Source organism: Rhizobium sp. ZPR4 (assembly GCF_040215725.1).
In the GTDB taxonomy this organism is placed as follows: Bacteria; Pseudomonadota; Alphaproteobacteria; order Rhizobiales; family Rhizobiaceae; genus Rhizobium; species Rhizobium rhizogenes_D.
Genome location: NZ_CP157967.1, coordinates 3,313,028 through 3,330,885, shown reverse-complemented (window position 1 = coordinate 3,330,885; position 17,858 = coordinate 3,313,028). Strand labels below are relative to the sequence as shown.

Annotated in this window: 17 protein-coding genes; 10 read left to right on the top strand and 7 right to left on the bottom strand. The window is 59.8% G+C overall.

Going from position 1 to position 17,858, the window contains the following annotated elements; all coding sequences use genetic code 11:
• Positions 1-49: 49 nt before the first annotated feature.
• From ABOK31_RS16060 to rpmF, 3 genes are all read left to right on the top strand, one after another.
• Positions 50-787, top strand: coding sequence for a DUF1868 domain-containing protein (locus ABOK31_RS16060; protein ID WP_349956669.1), 738 nt, complete (start codon positions 50-52; stop codon positions 785-787).
• An 18-nt stretch (positions 788-805) separates the two neighbouring features.
• Positions 806-1,453: a glutathione S-transferase family protein gene (locus tag ABOK31_RS16055; protein WP_349956668.1), complete on the top strand. Its 648-nt coding sequence runs from the start codon at positions 806-808 to the stop codon at positions 1,451-1,453.
• 179 nt (positions 1,454-1,632) lie between these two features.
• Entirely contained in the window at positions 1,633-1,818 is a 186-nt protein-coding gene (gene rpmF / locus ABOK31_RS16050) for a 50S ribosomal protein L32 (RefSeq protein ID WP_003543812.1), read from the top strand.
• Between the two features lie 348 nt (positions 1,819-2,166).
• Here rpmF and phaR read toward each other — a convergent pair whose 3' ends face one another.
• Complete coding sequence (gene phaR / locus ABOK31_RS16045; protein WP_174173308.1) at positions 2,167-2,739, bottom strand: polyhydroxyalkanoate synthesis repressor PhaR; 573 nt, start codon at positions 2,737-2,739, stop codon at positions 2,167-2,169.
• Positions 2,740-2,980: 241 nt separating this feature from the next.
• On the opposite strand from phaR, the gene ABOK31_RS16040 reads away from it, so the two are divergent.
• Together ABOK31_RS16040 and phbB are read left to right on the top strand one after the other, a co-directional pair.
• On the top strand, positions 2,981-4,162 hold the full coding sequence (locus ABOK31_RS16040; protein ID WP_349956667.1) for an acetyl-CoA C-acetyltransferase: 1,182 nt from the start codon (positions 2,981-2,983) through the stop codon (positions 4,160-4,162).
• A gap of 163 nt (positions 4,163-4,325) precedes the next feature.
• Positions 4,326-5,051 carry an acetoacetyl-CoA reductase gene (gene phbB / locus ABOK31_RS16035; protein ID WP_047634384.1) on the top strand — a complete coding sequence of 242 codons (726 nt, stop codon included), beginning with the start codon at positions 4,326-4,328 and terminating at the stop codon, positions 5,049-5,051.
• A gap of 139 nt (positions 5,052-5,190) precedes the next feature.
• On the opposite strand, the gene ABOK31_RS16030 is transcribed toward phbB, so the two are convergent.
• The 3 genes from ABOK31_RS16030 to ABOK31_RS16020 form a co-directional block, all read right to left on the bottom strand.
• Positions 5,191-5,364 carry a hypothetical protein gene (locus ABOK31_RS16030; RefSeq protein WP_349956666.1) on the bottom strand — a complete coding sequence of 58 codons (174 nt, stop codon included), beginning with the start codon at positions 5,362-5,364 and terminating at the stop codon, positions 5,191-5,193.
• Positions 5,365-5,515: 151 nt separating this feature from the next.
• Positions 5,516-5,770, bottom strand: coding sequence for a YMGG-like glycine zipper-containing protein (locus ABOK31_RS16025; protein ID WP_112341591.1), 255 nt, complete (start codon positions 5,768-5,770; stop codon positions 5,516-5,518).
• A gap of 46 nt (positions 5,771-5,816) precedes the next feature.
• Positions 5,817-5,972 carry a DUF3309 family protein gene (locus tag ABOK31_RS16020; RefSeq protein ID WP_168812441.1) on the bottom strand — a complete coding sequence of 52 codons (156 nt, stop codon included), beginning with the start codon at positions 5,970-5,972 and terminating at the stop codon, positions 5,817-5,819.
• 1,261 nt (positions 5,973-7,233) lie between these two features.
• Here ABOK31_RS16020 and ABOK31_RS16015 point away from each other — a divergent pair.
• From ABOK31_RS16015 to ABOK31_RS15995, 5 genes are all read left to right on the top strand, one after another.
• Positions 7,234-10,365, top strand: coding sequence for a helicase-related protein (locus tag ABOK31_RS16015; protein ID WP_349956665.1), 3,132 nt, complete (start codon positions 7,234-7,236; stop codon positions 10,363-10,365).
• A 5-nt stretch (positions 10,366-10,370) separates the two neighbouring features.
• Positions 10,371-10,775 (top strand): RNA-binding S4 domain-containing protein, encoded by a 405-nt coding sequence (locus tag ABOK31_RS16010; RefSeq protein ID WP_349956664.1) that lies wholly within the window; start codon positions 10,371-10,373, stop codon positions 10,773-10,775.
• Between the two features lie 207 nt (positions 10,776-10,982).
• The gene (gene fdxA, locus ABOK31_RS16005; RefSeq protein WP_092719014.1) at positions 10,983-11,321 is read left to right on the top strand and encodes a ferredoxin FdxA; all 339 of its coding nucleotides are present in this window, start codon (positions 10,983-10,985) and stop codon (positions 11,319-11,321) included.
• Between the two features lie 399 nt (positions 11,322-11,720).
• Complete coding sequence (locus ABOK31_RS16000; protein ID WP_174173313.1) at positions 11,721-12,293, top strand: CarD family transcriptional regulator; 573 nt, start codon at positions 11,721-11,723, stop codon at positions 12,291-12,293.
• Positions 12,294-12,700: 407 nt separating this feature from the next.
• Positions 12,701-13,564, top strand: coding sequence for an RNA polymerase factor sigma-32 (locus ABOK31_RS15995; RefSeq protein WP_349956663.1), 864 nt, complete (start codon positions 12,701-12,703; stop codon positions 13,562-13,564).
• Between the two features lie 127 nt (positions 13,565-13,691).
• Here the strand turns inward: ABOK31_RS15995 and ABOK31_RS15990 are convergent, their stop codons facing one another.
• The 3 genes from ABOK31_RS15990 to thiP all read right to left on the bottom strand — a co-directional run bounded on the left by ABOK31_RS15990 (position 13,692) and on the right by thiP (position 17,852).
• Positions 13,692-15,119 carry a M48 family metalloprotease gene (locus ABOK31_RS15990; protein WP_174173392.1) on the bottom strand — a complete coding sequence of 476 codons (1,428 nt, stop codon included), beginning with the start codon at positions 15,117-15,119 and terminating at the stop codon, positions 13,692-13,694.
• A gap of 374 nt (positions 15,120-15,493) precedes the next feature.
• Positions 15,494-16,222, bottom strand: a complete 729-nt coding sequence (locus ABOK31_RS15985) for an ATP-binding cassette domain-containing protein (protein WP_349958974.1) — start codon at positions 16,220-16,222, stop codon at positions 15,494-15,496.
• Positions 16,215-17,852, bottom strand: coding sequence for a thiamine/thiamine pyrophosphate ABC transporter permease ThiP (gene thiP / locus ABOK31_RS15980; protein WP_349956662.1), 1,638 nt, complete (start codon positions 17,850-17,852; stop codon positions 16,215-16,217). The genes ABOK31_RS15985 and thiP overlap by 8 nt, the downstream gene beginning before the upstream one ends.
• Positions 17,853-17,858: the final 6 nt, after the last annotated feature.

Here is a 17,858-nt window from a genome sequence, read left to right as displayed (position 1 = left end):
TCATCTGGCATTCTCGGCCAATGACGGAAGGGCGGCTGATCCGCCAACGATGATCGGACTTGCCATGGACTTCGACGCCTTTTCGCCCGAACTGCTGCAATATTCCAAAACCCTCCATCCGGCACCGCCGCGCTATCTCGGCACCCGCTACGATCGTTCCGGTGCCTTTCAGCCCGAGCCCGGCAACACGGTCGTCTGCCATCTGGCGGAGGGTTCAGCGACGCAGCATGCTATCGTTGCGGCGAGGCAGAAATATCTCGACATGCCGGAGGCCCGGCAATTCGCCTTCACACCGGTCTCCAGCCTGCACATGACCCTGTTCCAGGGGATCATCGAATATCGCCGCGCTCAGCCCTATTGGCCCGCGGATGTCGCGCTCGACACGCCGATCGACCAGATGACCGAAATCATGGGTGAACGGCTGAAGGCCTTTTCCGGACGCAACCCATTCGAGATGGCGGTGATCAAGGCGCGGCCCAGTGGCCTGGTGGTTGCCGGCGCGACCGAAAGCGATCGCAAGGCCATGCGCGATTGGCGCAATGCCCTCGCGGATCTCCTGGGCTATCGCCATCCCGATCATGAGACTTATGTTTTTCACATCACGTTCACCTATGTCATCGAGCGATTGGCCGACGAAGCCCTGCCGCGCTGGCAGACGATGCTGGATGATGCCGCTGATACGCTTCGCGCCGAGGTGCCCGTTCTGGAATTGCGGCCGCCGGCCTTCTGCTCGTTCGAGGATATGAACCATTTCGAGGAGCTCCTCGCCTTCGAAGTTCGAGATTAAGAAAGGAATTATGCGATCATGGACAAGCTCAGCCTCTATATCGGCAACAAGAATTATTCCTCCTGGTCGTTCCGGCCGTGGATCGCGCTGGAGGGTTGTGGCGTTGCTTTCGAAGAAGTGCTGATTCCCTTCGATTTTGTGGGCGGCAATCCACGCATCCGCGAGGTGTCGCCGACGGGCAAGGTGCCGATGCTGGTCCATGGCGAATTCAAGGTCTGGGAATCGCTCGCCATCATCGAATATGTGGCCGAACTTTTCCCGGATGCCGGCCTTCTGCCTAAAGACCGGCAGGCTCGCGCGCTGGCGCGGTCCTACAGCATGGAGATGCTTTCGGGCTTCCGTGCGTTGCGCAGTGCCTGCCCGATGAACATGCACCGCCCGGTCAGCCGCCTTGATTTGCCCGAGGAGGTCATGGAAGAGGTGGCGCGCATCGAGACCATATGGCGTGAGGCACGGGCTCTTTCCGGTGGTCCCTTCCTGTTCGGGGCGTTTTCCGGAGCGGATGCGATGTTTGCGCCTGTCGTCTGCCGCCTGGAACGATACGACATTGCGGTTGCCGCCGACACGCGCGATTATATGGCTGCGATGAAGGCTCTGCCTGCTTGGAAGAAGTGGGAGGAGGCGGCGTTGAAGGAAACATGGATCATACCGGATTACGAAATCTGAACACTGATTCGGCCCCGAATATTCGGGAATCCATCGTGGCGGGCAAAAAATGCGGGAAGGGACTGGTCAAAGCCCGGCAAGCCATGTATAAGCCCGCCCAATTTCCGAAATTGATGCATGTCTGTTTCGGCCGCCTTGCTGGCCGTGGATATGTTTCGTCCGTACATGGAGTAACGAGAATGGCTGTACCGAAGAGAAAAACGAGCCCGTCCAAGCGCGGTATGCGCCGCTCTGCTGACGCCCTGAAGGCTCCGACCTACGTCGAAGACAAGAACTCCGGCGAACTGCGTCGTCCGCATCACATCGACCTGAAGACCGGCATGTATCGCGGCCGTCAGGTTCTGACGCCGAAGGAAAGCGCATAATCTAGCGCTGCCTTGATGGCATGAATGAAAAGGCTGGCAGTTCGCCGGCCTTTTTCTGTTTGGTCTGGATGTGCTGGGTGCGTGAAAAACTGGCCGTTCGTGTGCCCGACCTTTCACACACACTCTCTCTGTCACTTTCGGGACATCTCCCCCCACAAGGGGGAGATTGTTGGGAGTATGCTGCCTGTCCTCACCAAACCGATAAGCTGCAGTTCGGCGGATTCAATATCCGCTTGAGGTGAAGGGATTCTGCGCGCTACCGATCTCTCCCCTTGTGGGGGAGATGTCACGTCAGTGACAGAGGGGGGTGAAAGCTCTCCATGAATTCATAGGCACGCCGCCAGGATTTCAAAGGCTATCCAGCTTGTTTTGCATGGCGCGGAGCTGTTCCTTCAGCTCGTCGATGTCCTTCGCTTCGGCCTTGCGGCTTTCCTTGGCCGGCTGCTGCATGAAGGGTGAGAACATCTGCATGGCCTGCTGGAACATCTCGGTGTTGCGGCGGACCTGTTCCTCGACCATCTGCATGGGCAACTGCAGGTTCTTGCCGAGAGGCGTTTCGCCGAAGGCGCGATTGATCTGTTCACGCATCTGCGTCTGCTGCTCCGTGAAGGCGCGCATCGAGTGCTCGAGGAAGCTCGGCACGACCATCTGCATCTGATCGCCGTAATAGCCGATCAGCTGCCGGAGGAAGGAAATCGGCAGCAGCGTGTTGCCGGTCTTCGATTCCTGTTCGAAAATGATCTGTGTCAGGACCGAATGCGTAATATCTTCACCGCTCTTGGCATCCTGGACGATGAATTCCTCGCCCTTCTTCACCATCTCCGCCAGATCGTCCAGCGTCACATAGGTGCTGGTGCCGGTATTGTATAGGCGGCGATTGGCATACTTCTTGATTACGATCTGGCCCTCATTCTTTGCCATTATCAGTCTCCTGGCCCCGTCTGATTGTATGGAATATTCCTCCACTCCGGAGTGTAGACGCAAAAGAAGCTTGGTGACAATCGGTTTGTGCGATGCGGCAAGGCCTTTCCTTTGATTGGATTTTTTGAAGGCGGTGACAGCTTCGTGAAATCTGCGCGATGAAAATTCTTGCTGTTTGACTCGGACGCAAAGCTTTGACAGTTTCGCCTCATATACGTGTTCATTTTGTGAGGAGGCTTCCATGAGCAGTTCATCCATCGTTGTCGCCAGCGCTGCCCGCACTGCGGTCGGTTCGTTCAATGGCGCTTTCGCGACCGTTCCGGCGCATGAACTCGGCGCTGCCGCGATCAAGGGTGCGCTGGAGCGCGCCGGTGTCGATGCCAGGGAAGTCGACGAAGTGATCCTCGGCCAGGTGCTTCAGGCTGGCGAGGGGCAGAACCCTGCCCGCCAGGCCGCAATGAAGGCCGGTATTCCGCAGGAAGCGACCGCCTGGGGCGTCAACCAGCTTTGCGGCTCCGGCTTGCGCGCCGTGGCGCTCGGCATGCAGCAGATCGCGACCGGTGACGCAAAGATCATTGTCGCCGGCGGCCAGGAATCGATGTCGATGGCGCCGCATGCCGCGAACCTTCGCTCCGGCACCAAGATGGGCGACATGAAGATGATCGATACCATGATCAAGGATGGCCTGACGGACGCCTTCTATGGCTATCACATGGGTATCACGGCGGAAAATATCGCCCGTCAATGGCAGCTGTCGCGCGAGGAGCAGGACCAGTTTGCCGTTGCCTCGCAGAACAAGGCGGAAGCCGCGCAGAAGGCCGGCCGCTTCAAGGACGAGATCATTCCCTTTACCATCCAGACGCGCAAGGGCGACATCATTGTCGATGCCGACGAATATATCCGCCATGGCGCGACGATGGAGGCCATGGCGAAGCTGCGTCCGGCCTTCGACAAGGAGGGCTCCGTCACCGCCGGCAACGCTTCCGGCCTCAATGACGGCGCTGCCGCTGCCGTGCTGATGACCGAGGCCGAGGCCTCCCGTCGCGGTATTCAGCCGCTTGCCCGCATCGTCTCCTGGGCAACGGCCGGCGTTGACCCGCAGATCATGGGCACCGGACCGATCCCGGCCTCCCGCAAGGCGCTGGAAAAGGCCGGCTGGTCTGCCAGTGACCTCGATCTCGTTGAGGCCAATGAGGCGTTTGCCGCCCAGGCCTGCGCCGTCAACAAGGATCTCGGCTGGGATACGTCTATCGTCAACGTCAACGGCGGCGCAATCGCCATCGGCCACCCGATCGGTGCCTCCGGCGCCCGCGTCCTCAACACGCTGCTGTTCGAAATGAAGCGCCGCGGCGCCCGCAAGGGGCTCGCTACGCTGTGCATCGGTGGCGGCATGGGTGTCGCTATGTGCTTCGAGGCGCTCTAGAATCAAAGACGTGGAGCATGGTGACGTCCGAAAACCGCTCACGTTTTTCGGCATCATGCTCCAAGGCGTCTCGAACGGAATTTTCCGGAAGAAGTAGTGAAAGCGGAGCGGGCGACCCGGCATTCGGGCGTCCAGTTTCCGCAGCAACAAAGGGGAGTGGCACATGAGCAGAGTGGCATTGGTAACCGGGGGTACGCGCGGCATCGGCGCCGCCATTTCGATGGCGCTGCACAATGCAGGCTATAAGGTGGCGGCAACCTATGCCGGCAATGACGAGAAAGCCCGGGCTTTCCACGATGTGACCGGCATCTCCGTTCACAAGTGGGATGTCACCGACTACGAGGCCTGCGGCAAGGGCATCGCCAAGATCGAGCATGATCTCGGCCATGTCGAAATTCTGGTCAACAATGCCGGGATCACCCGCGACGCCATGTTCCACAAGATGACGCCGCAGCAGTGGCACGAGGTCATCAATACCAACCTCACCGGCCTCTTCAACATGACGCACCACGTCTGGCAGGGCATGCGCGACCGCAGCTTCGGCCGCGTCATCAACATCTCCTCGATCAACGGCCAGAAGGGACAGATGGGGCAGGCGAACTATTCCGCCGCCAAGGCCGGCGATCTCGGCTTCACCAAGGCACTGGCGCAGGAAGGTGCTGCCAAGAACATTACGGTCAACGCGATTTGCCCTGGCTATATCGGTACGGAGATGGTGCTGGCGGTGCCGGAGAAAGTGCTGAACGAGCGTATCATCCCGCAGATCCCCGTGGGACGCCTCGGCGAGCCCGAGGAAATCGCTCGCATCGCGGTCTTTCTTGCCAGCGACGATGCCGGCTTCATTACGGGATCGACGATTACAGCCAATGGCGGCCAGTTCTTCGTCTAAGGCAATTGCTGGAAAATGTGCGGCGATTCTCGATCTAAACTGCACAAATCAATGAGATAAAGCGGTTCGGCGCTTTCACGGGGCCGAGCCGCTTGAGATGACTTGCATAAGAGACGGGATTGCCGGCCCGACCCGGCAATCATCCCTGGCCTGAGCCTGCTTGCCGCTGGCGTCGTGGTTTGAATTCCAGGATGACGGCTTCCAATGCGACCTGCCGTTTCTCCTTGCCCCGTGCCCTTGCCGCGCTTGCGAGCGCGCAGAATGTGGTGCCGATGAGCACGAGTGCTGCAATGCTTGCGATGATTGCGGCCATAATGCCGTTCCTTCCTCAAAACACTGCTGCCTTCCCGCGACAGATGGCGCGGGAAGAGGATTATTCTTAGCGACTATGGCTCCCCGAGCCTGTCGATAGATCCGATACTTGCGACGAGCCGTGGGAAACGACCGGTCACGAAAGGTCGGTCTTAGCGGCAGCGGGCCTCATAGCGATGACCGTAGCGGTCGCGATAGATGCAATAGCCGCGGCGCTCATGGGAGCGTCCGATGAGGTTGCCGACGACGCCACCGGCGACGGCGCCGACAGCGGCACCACCCCAGCTATGCGTGGCCACGCCACCGATCAGCGCGCCGGTACCGGCGCCGATCGCCGTACCCTTTTCCGTTGCGGTGCACGACGCCAATGCGCCGACGAGGGCGATCGCGACGATGATCTTCTTCATGGTGTTAGCTCCCTGGTGTTGCGAGGTTTAAGCAATAACCTGCGGATCAGATCCGCCCCATCAATAACAGAATGAGGACAATGACGAGAACAAGCCCGAGACCGCCCGATGGGCCGTACCCCCAACCGCGGCTGTAACCCCAGCTGGGAAATGCGCCGATCAGCAGCAGAATCAGTATCACAAGCAATACCGTACCAAGCATGATATGTCTCCTCCATGTCCATCGCTCGAATATCCCGCCAATATCGTCATCTGACACGGCGGTATGCTTCCAGCGACTCCAGCTCAAATCTGTTTCCAGTGAATGGGCGGAGTTCCTCAACTCTGCTCATAGAAACTTGCCTGCCCGATAATTGTTCCGGCTAAGAAATAAAAATGCGGTCAGGCGATCGCTCCCGTGACTAGCGAAATGTTAACGCGCTGGCGCGACGCAACTGCCGAGGACGTCGCGGCTGACCTGCTTCTATGGTTAAAATATGATTAAAATACAATAGGTTGCGGTGAACGAAACGAGAAAGACCTGATGTCTGTGATTCGTCTGCGATTCGTTCTGTGTTTGGACTTTAGTTAACCGCAGGGCCTTTGCCGGCGTGCCGAGAGGCAAGGCGGGACCGGTGGCGAATATCGCTTGGGTGGTGCATTCACGAGCCGATTGGTTAATTCGCCACGAGCCTTCGGGCAGTATCGCCGTTCATGCCGATCCCTATGTGGCGATGCTGGCCCGGCGAAATACAACATGTAGCCGTGAACAAAGACGATACCGGTGCCTGTCAGCGATTCGTCACCGATTCGTTCCGGCTTTGATCGAGATGTTAACGTTCGCACTTAATGCGTGTGTTCATTGATTCATAATAGCTACGCTCGCTAAAAGATTAACTGCAATCGCAGATTCGGCCTGAATCCCGGTCTCAACCATTCAGAGTCCGGTATGCCTTTGCCCAGGAAACGCTAGATGTTGTGGAGAACAAAAGTGGAATCGCTTCGAATCTACGATTCGTCTCCGATTCGTTCCGGCTTTGAGCCAGACGTTAACAGGGCTGGATGATTCACGAGAAATGTCATTATTTGCAGATTGTTAACTATAAAATTACGCGAAATTTCGCTGGCTGAGGATTCTCCGCTTGACTCCTTTTGCCGTGGAAAAGCTGCATAAACAAGATTCAGTATTTGGTGGGAATCTTTTTATTGAAATCCATATGTAGTCGTGAACAAATAAGGAACTCGACGGAGTCAGCGATTCGTCTCCGATTCGTTCTCAAGCTGTTCCGGAATCGCCGGGACTCGCATGGGATGCAGCGAAAATGTATCTTATGGTTGAAGCGATCAAATATGAAATCGATTGTTGCCGCATCTGTTTTTTCATTCAGGTCTTGCCTTTGTCACATATGGTCGTCATCTGTTCGTTTCCTCCAAGAGGAGCACGCTGATCGGAAGACGGCGGTTTCTCGCCCATGCACGGACCTATGACTCAGACTTCGCAGCCCATGATCCTGAGCGGACGCGGCGTGACCGCGGTGCTCGGACCGACCAATACCGGCAAGACCCATTACGCCATCGAGCGCATGGTGGCGCACGGCAGCGGCGTGATCGGCCTGCCGCTGCGGCTGCTTGCGCGCGAGGTCTATACGCGCGTGGTCGAAAAGGTCGGGGCGCACAACGTTGCTTTGGTGACGGGTGAGGAAAAGATATCGCCGCCAAATGCGCGCTATTCCGTCTGTACCGTCGAGGCCATGCCGCGCGAGACACGCGCCTCCTTCGTCGCCATCGACGAGGTGCAGCTGGCGGGCGATCTGGAGCGCGGGCACATCTTCACCGACCGTATCCTGCACCTGCGCGGGCGCGACGAAACCCTGCTGCTCGGCGCGGGCACCATGCGGCCCATCCTCGAGCAGCTTCTGCCAGGGATCACCGTCGTCGAACGGCCCAGGCTGTCGCATCTTTTTTATGCCGGGCAGAAGAAGATCACCCGCCTGCCGCAGCGCACGGCGATCGTCGCCTTCTCTGCCGACGAGGTCTATGCGATCGCAGAACTTATCCGCCGCCAACGCGGTGGGGCGGCCGTCGTCCTTGGAGCGCTCAGCCCGCGAACCCGCAATGCGCAGGTGGCTCTCTATCAGGCCGGCGATGTCGAATATCTGGTTGCGACCGATGCGATCGGCATGGGTCTCAACCTCGATGTCGATCATGTCGCCTTCGCCCAGGACCGCAAGTTCGACGGCTATCAGTTCCGCAATCTCAATCCGGCCGAGCTCGGACAGATTGCGGGTCGCGCCGGTCGTTATCTCAAGGACGGCACCTTCGGCGTGACCGGGCAGGTCGATCCTTTCGACGACGAACTCGTGCGCCGGATCGAGGGACACGAATTCGACATGGTCAAGGTGCTGCAATGGCGCACCAAAGAACTGAATTTTGCTTCGATCGCGGCATTGCGCAGCAGTTTGGAAGACGCGCCTCGCGTGCAGGGCTTGACGCGGGCGCTGCCTGCGGTAGACCAGCAGGCGTTGGAATATCTGTCACGCGATCTGGAGATAGTCGATCTTGCCAGCAACCCGGCCCGGGTTGAGAAATTATGGGAAGCCTGTGCGCTTCCAGACTATCGGCGCATCACGCCTGCCCAGCACGCCGATCTCATTGCCGCCCTCTTTTCCGACCTCGTGCGCTATGGCACGGTGAAAGAGGATTTTCTTGCCGAACAGGTGCACCGCGCCGATCGGACGGATGGCGAGATCGACACGCTTTCGGCGCGAATCGCGCAGATAAGGACTTGGACCTATGTGTCGAACCGGCCCGGCTGGCTTGCCGATCCGACACACTGGCAAGAAAAGACGCGGGAAATCGAAGATCGATTGTCCGACGCGTTACATGAGAGGTTGACGAAACGCTTTGTTGATCGCAGGACATCTGTGCTCATGAAGCGCCTGAGAGAGAATGCGATGCTGGAAGCTGAAATCAGTGTGAATGGAGATGTCTTCGTTGAGGGACATCATGTGGGGCAGTTGACCGGATTCCGGTTCACGCCTATCGCAGGGACCGAAGGGCCGGATGCCAAGGCTGTCCAGACGGCCTCGCAGAAGGCGCTCGCGCTGGAATTCGAGGCACGTGCCGCACGTCTGCATGCGGCCGGCAACGGCGATCTCGCGATCAGCGCCGATGGCTTGGTGCGTTGGCTCGGCGATCCCGTGGCACGCCTGTCGGGCAGTGATCATGTCATGCGTCCGCGCGTCATCCTGCTCGCCGACGAGCAGCTGACGGGCAATGCGCGCGACCATGTCGCCGCTCGTATCGAGCGCTTCGTGAACCATCATATCAGCACGATCCTGAAGCCGCTGGACGATCTCCAGCGCGCCGAGGATCTGCAGGGCCTTGCCAAGGGGCTGGCTTTCCAGCTGGTGGAAAATCTCGGCGTTCTGTTCCGTCGCGACGTGACCGAAGAAGTGAAGTCGCTGGATCAGGATGGGCGCGCCTCCATGCGCCGCTACGGTGTTCGCTTCGGCGCTTACCATATTTTCGTGCCTGCGCTTCTGAAGCCGGCTCCGGCCGAGCTCATCACGCTGCTCTGGGCGCTGAAGAATGATGGTCTCGACAAGCCGGGTTATGGCGATCTGATCCCGGTTCTTGCTGCCGGCCGTACCTCTGTTGTCACCGATCCGGGCTATGAGCGCACATTCTACAAGCTTGCGGGCTTCCGGTTCCTCGGCAAGCGCGCGGTGCGTATCGACATCCTCGAGCGCCTGGCGGATCTCATTCGTCCGCTGCTGCAGTGGAAGCCCGGCCAGGCTTCACGCCCCGACGGCGCCTATGACGGCCGTCGCTTCACGACGACCACCGCGATGCTCTCCATCCTCGGCGCGACGCTCGAGGACATGGAGGAAATCCTCAAGGGTCTCGGTTATCGCGCCGATTCCGTAAAGGCGGAGGAGGCAACAGCCTTTCTCGCCCAGCAGGACGCGGCTGCGGCACCGGCGGCGCCGGCTGCTGAGGTCGTTGCCGAAAAGGCCGATCACGATGATGCCGACGCTGCGACTGAAGAGCCGGCTAAGGAAGTAGAAGCCGTTTCGCAAGAAACGGCGGCTCCCGCCGAGGCGTCGGCTGAGACCGAAGTCGCCGTGGCTGTCGAAGCCATTGCCGTTGCGGAAGCGGCCGCTGAACCGGCGGAACCGAAGCCGGTTCTGCTCTGGCGCCTGGGCGGCCGAAGCGACAACCAGCAGCGCCAGGGTGGCCGTGGTCATGGTGACCGTCGTGGCCAGCAGGGCGAGGGTCGCGGTCAGCACGGCAATCGCCGTGGCGGCAGCGAACAGCAGGCAAGTGGTGGCGAAGGCAATCGTGAGGGACGCGATCGTCGTGATGGCCGTGACAATCGCGGCGGCGACAACAAGGGTCCGCGCGGCAACCGCGAAGGCGGTCGTCCGCAGCATCAGGGCAATCGCGGTGATCGTCAGGACCGTGGCGAACGCAACGACCGGAATGATCGCAACAATCGCGGCGCGTCGCAGCCGCTGCGCTTCGAGGCCAAGCCGCCGCGCAAGGAAAAGCCGATCGATCCGGATTCTCCTTTCGCCAAGCTCGCTGCCCTCAAGGAGCAGATGAAGAAATAGAGCCCATGACGGACGAGAAACAGCCATTTTCCGGTTCGCGCCAGCGCATCGATAAGTGGCTGTTCTTTGCCCGTATGGTGAAATCCCGCTCGTTGGCGCAGCTCTATGTGCAGAACGGCAGCGTACGGGTGAATGGCGAGCGGGTCGTACAGCCGAGCCATGGCATCAAGGCCGGCGACCGCATCGAACTCTCGCTGGAGCGGCGGGATGTCATACTGATCGTACGCGCATCCGGCGATCGCAGAGGCCCATTCGAGGAAGCCAGGCTGCTTTACGAAGATCTGACGCCGCCGCCGGATGAGACAAAACGCCTCACCCCATTCGAGCAGGCGTTACGGACGCCGGGCAGCGGCAGACCCACGAAAAGGGATCGGCGCGCAATCGATCGGCTCACCTCCGACAAGGATTAGAAAACTCTGCCTGCTGCAGGCGGTTTTCAAGATTGTTTGTCCTTGAAATTGGCTGACAAAGTCGATACCTCACGATCAACCCGCCGGTAAACAGCCGGACGGCGCGTTTGTGCGTGGCGCATTCGTCTGTCCGTTCGGCTCCGTGGAAAGGTGCGACGTTCCAGGTTGCGCATCCGCGGAAAGCTAGAGACATTCCTGGAGTGCTTCATGACATATGTCGTGACCGACAATTGCATCCGCTGCAAATACACCGACTGCGTGGAAGTCTGCCCCGTCGACTGCTTCTACGAAGGCGAGAACTTCCTTGTCATCCATCCCGACGAATGCATCGATTGCGGTGTCTGCGAGCCGGAATGTCCTGCCGAGGCGATCAAGCCCGATACGGAGCCGGGTCTCGACAAGTGGCTGAAGGTCAATGCGGAATATGCCGCCATCTGGCCGAACATCACGGTCAAGCGCGACCCGATGCCGGAAGCCAAGGAAATGGACGGCGAACAGGGTAAATTCGAGAAGTATTTCTCGACCAACCCCGGCGCGGGCGACTGATCGAAGGTCGTGACAGGCCGTCGATAAAGGTGTAGTCGATATCGCAGAAAGCGAATCATTGCCGTTGGGCCGCTGGTCGGTCAACGTGGCCATTTTGGCGCGCGCGCAGCAAATTATTGATTTCCTCAGATTTTTGTGATAGGTTCCTCACACTGATCCACTGCGGCATTTCGCATGCCCAAAACCATCACGAAAGCAAATCACCAATCCGTACGCGGTTTCCTTGACATATCAACGTATTGTGTTGTCGGGTCCCGGATCGCGATGGATGGGTTTCTGTTTGCATAAGTCTGGCTGGACCAGGATGAAGTGACCCGACGGTACGTCCGTCTCATCCGGGCCTGACTGACCCGGCACCCCGGCCCTAACGGGGCGCGTAACAGGGAGTTTTTGAAAAGAATGACGACCCAGCAGAAAAAACCTTCAGCAGCACGCCACGGCTTCAAGACTGGTGAAGCGATCGTTTATCCGGCCCATGGTGTCGGTACGATCACTGCGATCGAAGAACAAGAAGTCGCAGGCATGAAGCTCGAGCTGTTCGTAATCGACTTCGAGAAAGACAAGATGCGCCTGAAGGTGCCGGTGGCCAAGGCCATGAGCATCGGCATGCGTAAGCTTTCCGAGACGGATTTCGTCGAGCGTGCATTGAAGGTCGTGCAGGGCAAGGCCCGTGTGAAGCGCACTATGTGGTCGCGCCGCGCGCAGGAATACGATGCCAAAATCAATTCCGGCGATCTGATCTCGATCGCGGAGGTCGTTCGCGATCTCTATCGTGCCGAGAACCAGCCAGAGCAGTCCTATTCCGAACGCCAGCTTTACGAAGCTGCCCTCGATCGCATGGCGCGCGAAATTGCCGCCGTCAACAAGATGTCGGAAACCGAAGCCGTTCGTCTTGTCGAGGCCAATCTGAACAAGGGTCCGAAGCGCGGCAAGGTCGTTGACGACGACGACTCGCAGGACGAAGCCGCATAAGGCCAAGGCGCCAATATTGCTTCAAAAAACCCGGCCTTCGTGCCGGGTTTTTTCTTTGGAACCTTTTCCGTTCTGCCGCGTTTAAACCTCGTGTTACCGGTCGGTGTGGGTGCGCTCCTGTGGAGAGGGGTTCCATAAAGGCCGTATTTATAGACGTTCACGAGGACCGGCCTATGCGTTTTCACTCGAAGCTCCCCGGCGATCTGAAGATGCTTCAATCGTCAGACCCGTTCGATGAGATCGAACTAGACTAGTCATCGATCATCCGGCGAGCCGGATATCGGTTTCCAATTTGCAATTTCATTCATTGATTTCCATCCGAACAGCGATGTTCGGAAACGATGCTTACTGCCCTTTTCGTCGACCGCGGCATAGAGACGATTTGAGGCCGAACCCAGGAGATGCATATGACGAATATGTCTGCAGATCGGCGCATGATCAAAGTTGCGATGGCTGCTCCCTATCTCGATCGCGACGAAGAGCACGATCTCGCCATTCGCTGGAAGGACCACGAGGATCGTGGTGCCCGCAATCAGATCGCAACCGCCCATATGCGCCTCGTCATTTCCATGGCGGGAAAATTTCGTAATTTCGGATTGCCGATGAGCGATCTGGTGCAGGAAGGTTATGTCGGTCTGCTTGAAGCGGCTGCCCGCTTCGAACCGGAACGGGAGGTTCGCTTCTCTACCTATGCAAGCTGGTGGATTCGCGCTTCGATCCAGGACTATATCCTGCGCAACTGGTCGATCGTGCGCGGCGGCACAAGTTCCGCCCAGAAGGCATTGTTCTTCAACCTGCGCCGGCTGCGCGCCAAGCTTGCCCGCAGCAATTCCAGCGTCACTGTCCAGTCCATCCATGAGGAAATCGCCGTCACGCTCGGCGTCAGCCTCGCCGATGTGCAGACGATGGATGCGCGCCTTTCCAGCAGCGATACCTCGCTGCAGGCGCCCTCGATAGCCGGCGATTCCGAAAGCGCCGAACGCATCGATTTTCTGATCAGCGACGAACCGCTTCCCGATGAGCAGGTCTCCGACATGATCGACGGCGAACGCCGCCGCATCTGGCTCGCATCGGCGCTAAAGCATCTCAACGAGCGCGAGATGAAGATCATCCGGGCGCGTCGTCTCGTCGAAGATGGGGCAACGCTCGAGGAACTCGGCGCCGATCTCGGCATTTCCAAGGAGCGCGTGCGTCAGATCGAAAGCCGCGCCATGGACAAGCTTCGCTCCGCGCTGGTCGATGCCGATCCACGCATGGCAAGCTACGCCTGAGAGATCCTGTCTCTCAGCCGGGGACGGTAACAGCCGCTAGAGCGTTTCTGCTTTTCTTTGAATTGCGAAAACGCTCCCTTAGGCAATTCCGGACGGAAAACCGCTTCGCACTTTTCCTGGAATTGCTCTATTCCGCGATAATCTTGACCTTGTCGCCCGGTGCAATATTTGCGCCGGTCGGCAGGGCATTGATCAGCTTGAATAGATCGAGCTTGCGGTCGGTGCCCATCATGCGGGCTGCAAGTGTCGTGATCGTATCGCCGGGCTTGACGGTGACGACGCGGACACGCAGCGGCTTCAGCGAAGCGGCTTCGTCCGGCGTCATATGGCGGAAGCTCGCGCGCAGCACATTGGCCGTCTGATCGAGCTGGGCGATATTTCCTTTCGGCACCGCCGTCAGGAAGCGGAAGATCTGCGTGCGATCACGGATCACGGTCACATCGAAATCCCAGCGATCGGCAGAGGCGCGCGCCGTAGCGGCGGGCATGCCGTTGACGGTGATCGACTTGATCGAGGACGGATCGAGGCCTGTGACCCAGCCGCTGGAAATATAGTTCGTCAGATTCTGGTTCTGCGTGTCGGCAACGCCATCGAAACGGATGGCGATATCGCCGGGGCCGGTCGCCATGACAGCTTCGACCTTGTTGTCGATACGGAAATCGGGCGGCACGTCGAAGCGGATGCCGAGGCCGCCATGCAGGAAGGTCTGGCCACGCACATAGCCTTCCTCGGGACTGTCGCCATAGAGCAGGCCGTCGATGCCGTTGAGATAATAGTCGCGGCCGGTATCACCGACCTTGCCTTCCTCGCCGAATTCACGTGCATGCGCCTTGGCAAGGTCGATGCGCTGCGGCGTGCTCGGATGGCTTGAAAGGAAGTCCAGGCTCTGGTCCACGTCGGAATTGGCCGACATGAAGCGGCTGTAGTCCTCCATCGCGTTCAGGAAGCGGGCAGCGGCATAAGGGTCGTAGCCGGCTTGGCCGAGCGTTCGGATGCCGATTTCGTCGGCCTGCAATTCCTGCTGACGCGAGAAGGCGGCGAGGCGCAGCTTGCCGCGGGCAAGCGCCTGCTTGCCGGCGAGATCGCTCGACAAGACTTCGGCGACGACGCGGCTGGCGATGACTTCGGCTTCTTCGCGCTTCTGCCGCTCGATGCCGTGATTGGCTGTCACATGCGCCATTTCATGTGCCAGCACGGCAGCGACTTCGGAAGCGTCATTGGCAAGCGCCAAGAGACCGCGCGTGACATAGAGATAGCCGCCCGGCAGCGCGAATGCGTTGATCGAGGGGGAGTTGAGAATGGTGATGCGGTAGGACTGCTGCGGATTTTCCGACACGCTGGTCAAGGCGCCGGCGATGCGGGCAACGAGCCGCTCGGTCTTGGCATCCTTATATTCGCCGCCATAGCTTGCAAGAATGCGCGGATGCTCGCGAGCGCCCATCTGCGCGCGCGGATCGTTCTTCTGCACCTCGGAAACGATCTGCGGATTGGCGGAGGGGGAAACGCTCGGCTGATAGGATTGGTCCAGCACCGTCTGGCAGCTGTTCAATATCATTGCGGCTGCAAGGAAGGGGACAAAGCGGCGCAAACGGGCTGCGACGGTCGCGCTGATCCTTCGTTCTGCTCGCTTGCTCTGCTTCAGGACTTGTATCCTACTCATTTCGCTGTCATGCCGGCTCGGCGCCAAATCCGGTTGATCGTTACCGGGCCGATCATCGTCGCGCGCCGACAAAGGTTAGTTCCGCCCCCATCGATCCGCATTTACCCGACGGTCTCCACCCCTTGCTGTAGCCGATTTTGGCACCGGTTGCATAGCGAGACTCCGTTTAAATGTGGCGGCGTTGTATTTTAGCAAGCATTCCCCAGGACTTTCAGCCGCTTGCCGCGACGAAATTAAGGCAAAATCGGCGACAAGATGCTGCGGCGCAATCAATGCCGCAGAAATGTGGTCAATGCCGGAATGCCGTCCGTCTCCAGGAAGGTCCCGATGGGAGCGGCGAGCTTGATCATGCCGCCATCGATGAAGACGGCATGGTCGGCAAGGCGCCGCACTTCGGCCGGATCATGCGAGACGATCAGTACCGTATTGCCGGTTTCGCGATGCAGGGTCTTCAGGAGTTCGACCATGCCGGAGCGCAGGCCGGGATCGAGGGCGGCAAAAGGCTCGTCCAGCAGCAGGATCGGCTTGTCGCGCACCAGCGCCCGGGCGAAGGCGGCCCGTTGCCGCTCGCCGCCGGAGAGCGTTCCCGGCTTGCGCTTCTCGAAGTCAGGCAGTCCAACGCGCACCAAGGCTTCCGAGACCCTATGCCGGTCATGAGCTGAGAGTTTCAGGGACGGGCTGATACCGAGACCGACATTGGTGAAGAGGTCGAGATGGGCAAAGAGGTTGTTGTCCTGGAAGACAAGCGATACCGGTCGTTCGGCGGGGTGCAGGCCGGTCACGTCTTGTCCGGCGAGCATAATGCGGCCGCGGTCGGGCTGTTCGAAGCCGGCTAGCAAATTGAGGAAGGTCGATTTTCCTGATCCGGAAGGTCCGGCGACGGCGATGATCTTGCCCTGCGGCAATGTGCAGTCGAAGCGGAAGTCATGCGCGCCGAGGCGCAGTTCGACGCCGGCCATGGCGATGCCCTGTTCCTTCATGTCCCTGCCATCATCCATTTCGCCTGCTTTCGTCATCGCGTACGCTTTGACCGGCTGTGCCGGCCATGGTCAAGAGAAGGCAGACCAAGCCGAGGATCAAGGCGTATCCGTCGGCATCGTTGGTACGGTAGCTGCCGAGCTTGCTGTAGACCAGCCAGGGGAGGGTCATCAGGCTGTTGGAGCCGAAGAGCGCCACGGCGCCGAGATCGCCGAGCGACAGGGCCATGGCGAAGGAGAGCGCCGTGAAGAACGGTTTGCGCAAACCCGGCCAATCGATCAGGCGAAGGCGGGCACTGCCGTGAAGTCCGAGGCTTGCCGCCAGCCGCTCGGTGCGAAGGCGATGCACCGTATGGGCTGGCTCGATGACACGGATGACGAAGGGCAGCGCCATCAGTGCATTGATGATCACGATCAGAAGAGCGGCGAAACGGCTGGGATCGCCCAATGGCCGCAGCGCCAGGAACCAGCCCGTCGCCAGCACGATCGGCGGCACCAGCAGGATGAGCGAAGAGCTTGCGCTTAACGCGATCGCCAGGCCACGCAGGCTGAAGGTTTTGCGGCGATCTGCCGATATCACCGAGCGGGCGCGAATGATCGCAAAGGATAGCAGAACGGCCAGAAGGCCGGCAGCGAGCGCGATCGCCAGGCTTGTAGCGACCGCCTGCAGGAAGATCGGCTGGCCGATGAGCTTCAAGAGATTTGCCTCGAGGCCGGTCACGACGACCGAAGCGAGCGGCAGGCCGAGAAAGAGTGTGGCCGCCGACAGCATGATGGCGTCGACCCATCGTGCAGCCGCTCTTTGCCCATCGATGCGTCGCAGGGCGCGGCCGCTGGTGAGCCCGTGATCGTCCGGTGCGCGAAACAGCGTCATGGCGCCAAGGATGACGAGAGTGACGGCGATTTGCAGCAGCGACAGCAACACGGCGCGGGCAGGATCGAAATCGAAACGGAGCGCCTGATAGATCGCCACCTCCAGCGTCGTTGCGGCCGGGCCGCCGCCGAGGATCAGGACCAGCGTGAAGCTGGTGGCGCAGAGCATGAAGATCAGGCCGGCAATGCCGGGAATGAGGCCGCGCAGGATAGGCCATTCGATGAAGCGAAAGACCGAGGCAGGCCGCATGCCGAGCCCGCCGGCCACGAGCCAATATTCCGCCGGCACGCGCTCCAGCCCGGCAAGCATCAGCCGGCAGGCGAGCGGCATGTTGAAGAAGACATGCGCAAGCAGGATGCCGGCAAGACCATAAATGCTGACGGGTTGCGACAGGCCGAGGGCGGCGAGCATCTGGTTGAGCAGCCCCTGCCGGCCCCATATGCCGAGCAGGCCAAGGGCGCCGATCAGGACAGGCAGGCCCATCGGCACGGCCATCAGCCGGATCAGCCACAGCCGGCCGGGAAAGCGCGGCTGGCGGGCCAATGCTCGGGCAACGGGTATGGCGAGGGCGACGGAGAGCAGCGTCGACAGCGCCGCCTGCAGCAGCGTGAACCGCAGGACGCGTAGCAGGTAAGGGTCGGTCAGCGAGGTATCACCGCCGGATTCGATGCCGGCGGTGAGCAGGGTGAGCACGGCGATCCCGACGAAGAGTGCGATGCCGGCGAAGCTGAATGCCCCGCCGGAAATGGCACGTCGTCGTTCGGGTGCCGTGAGCATGATCAG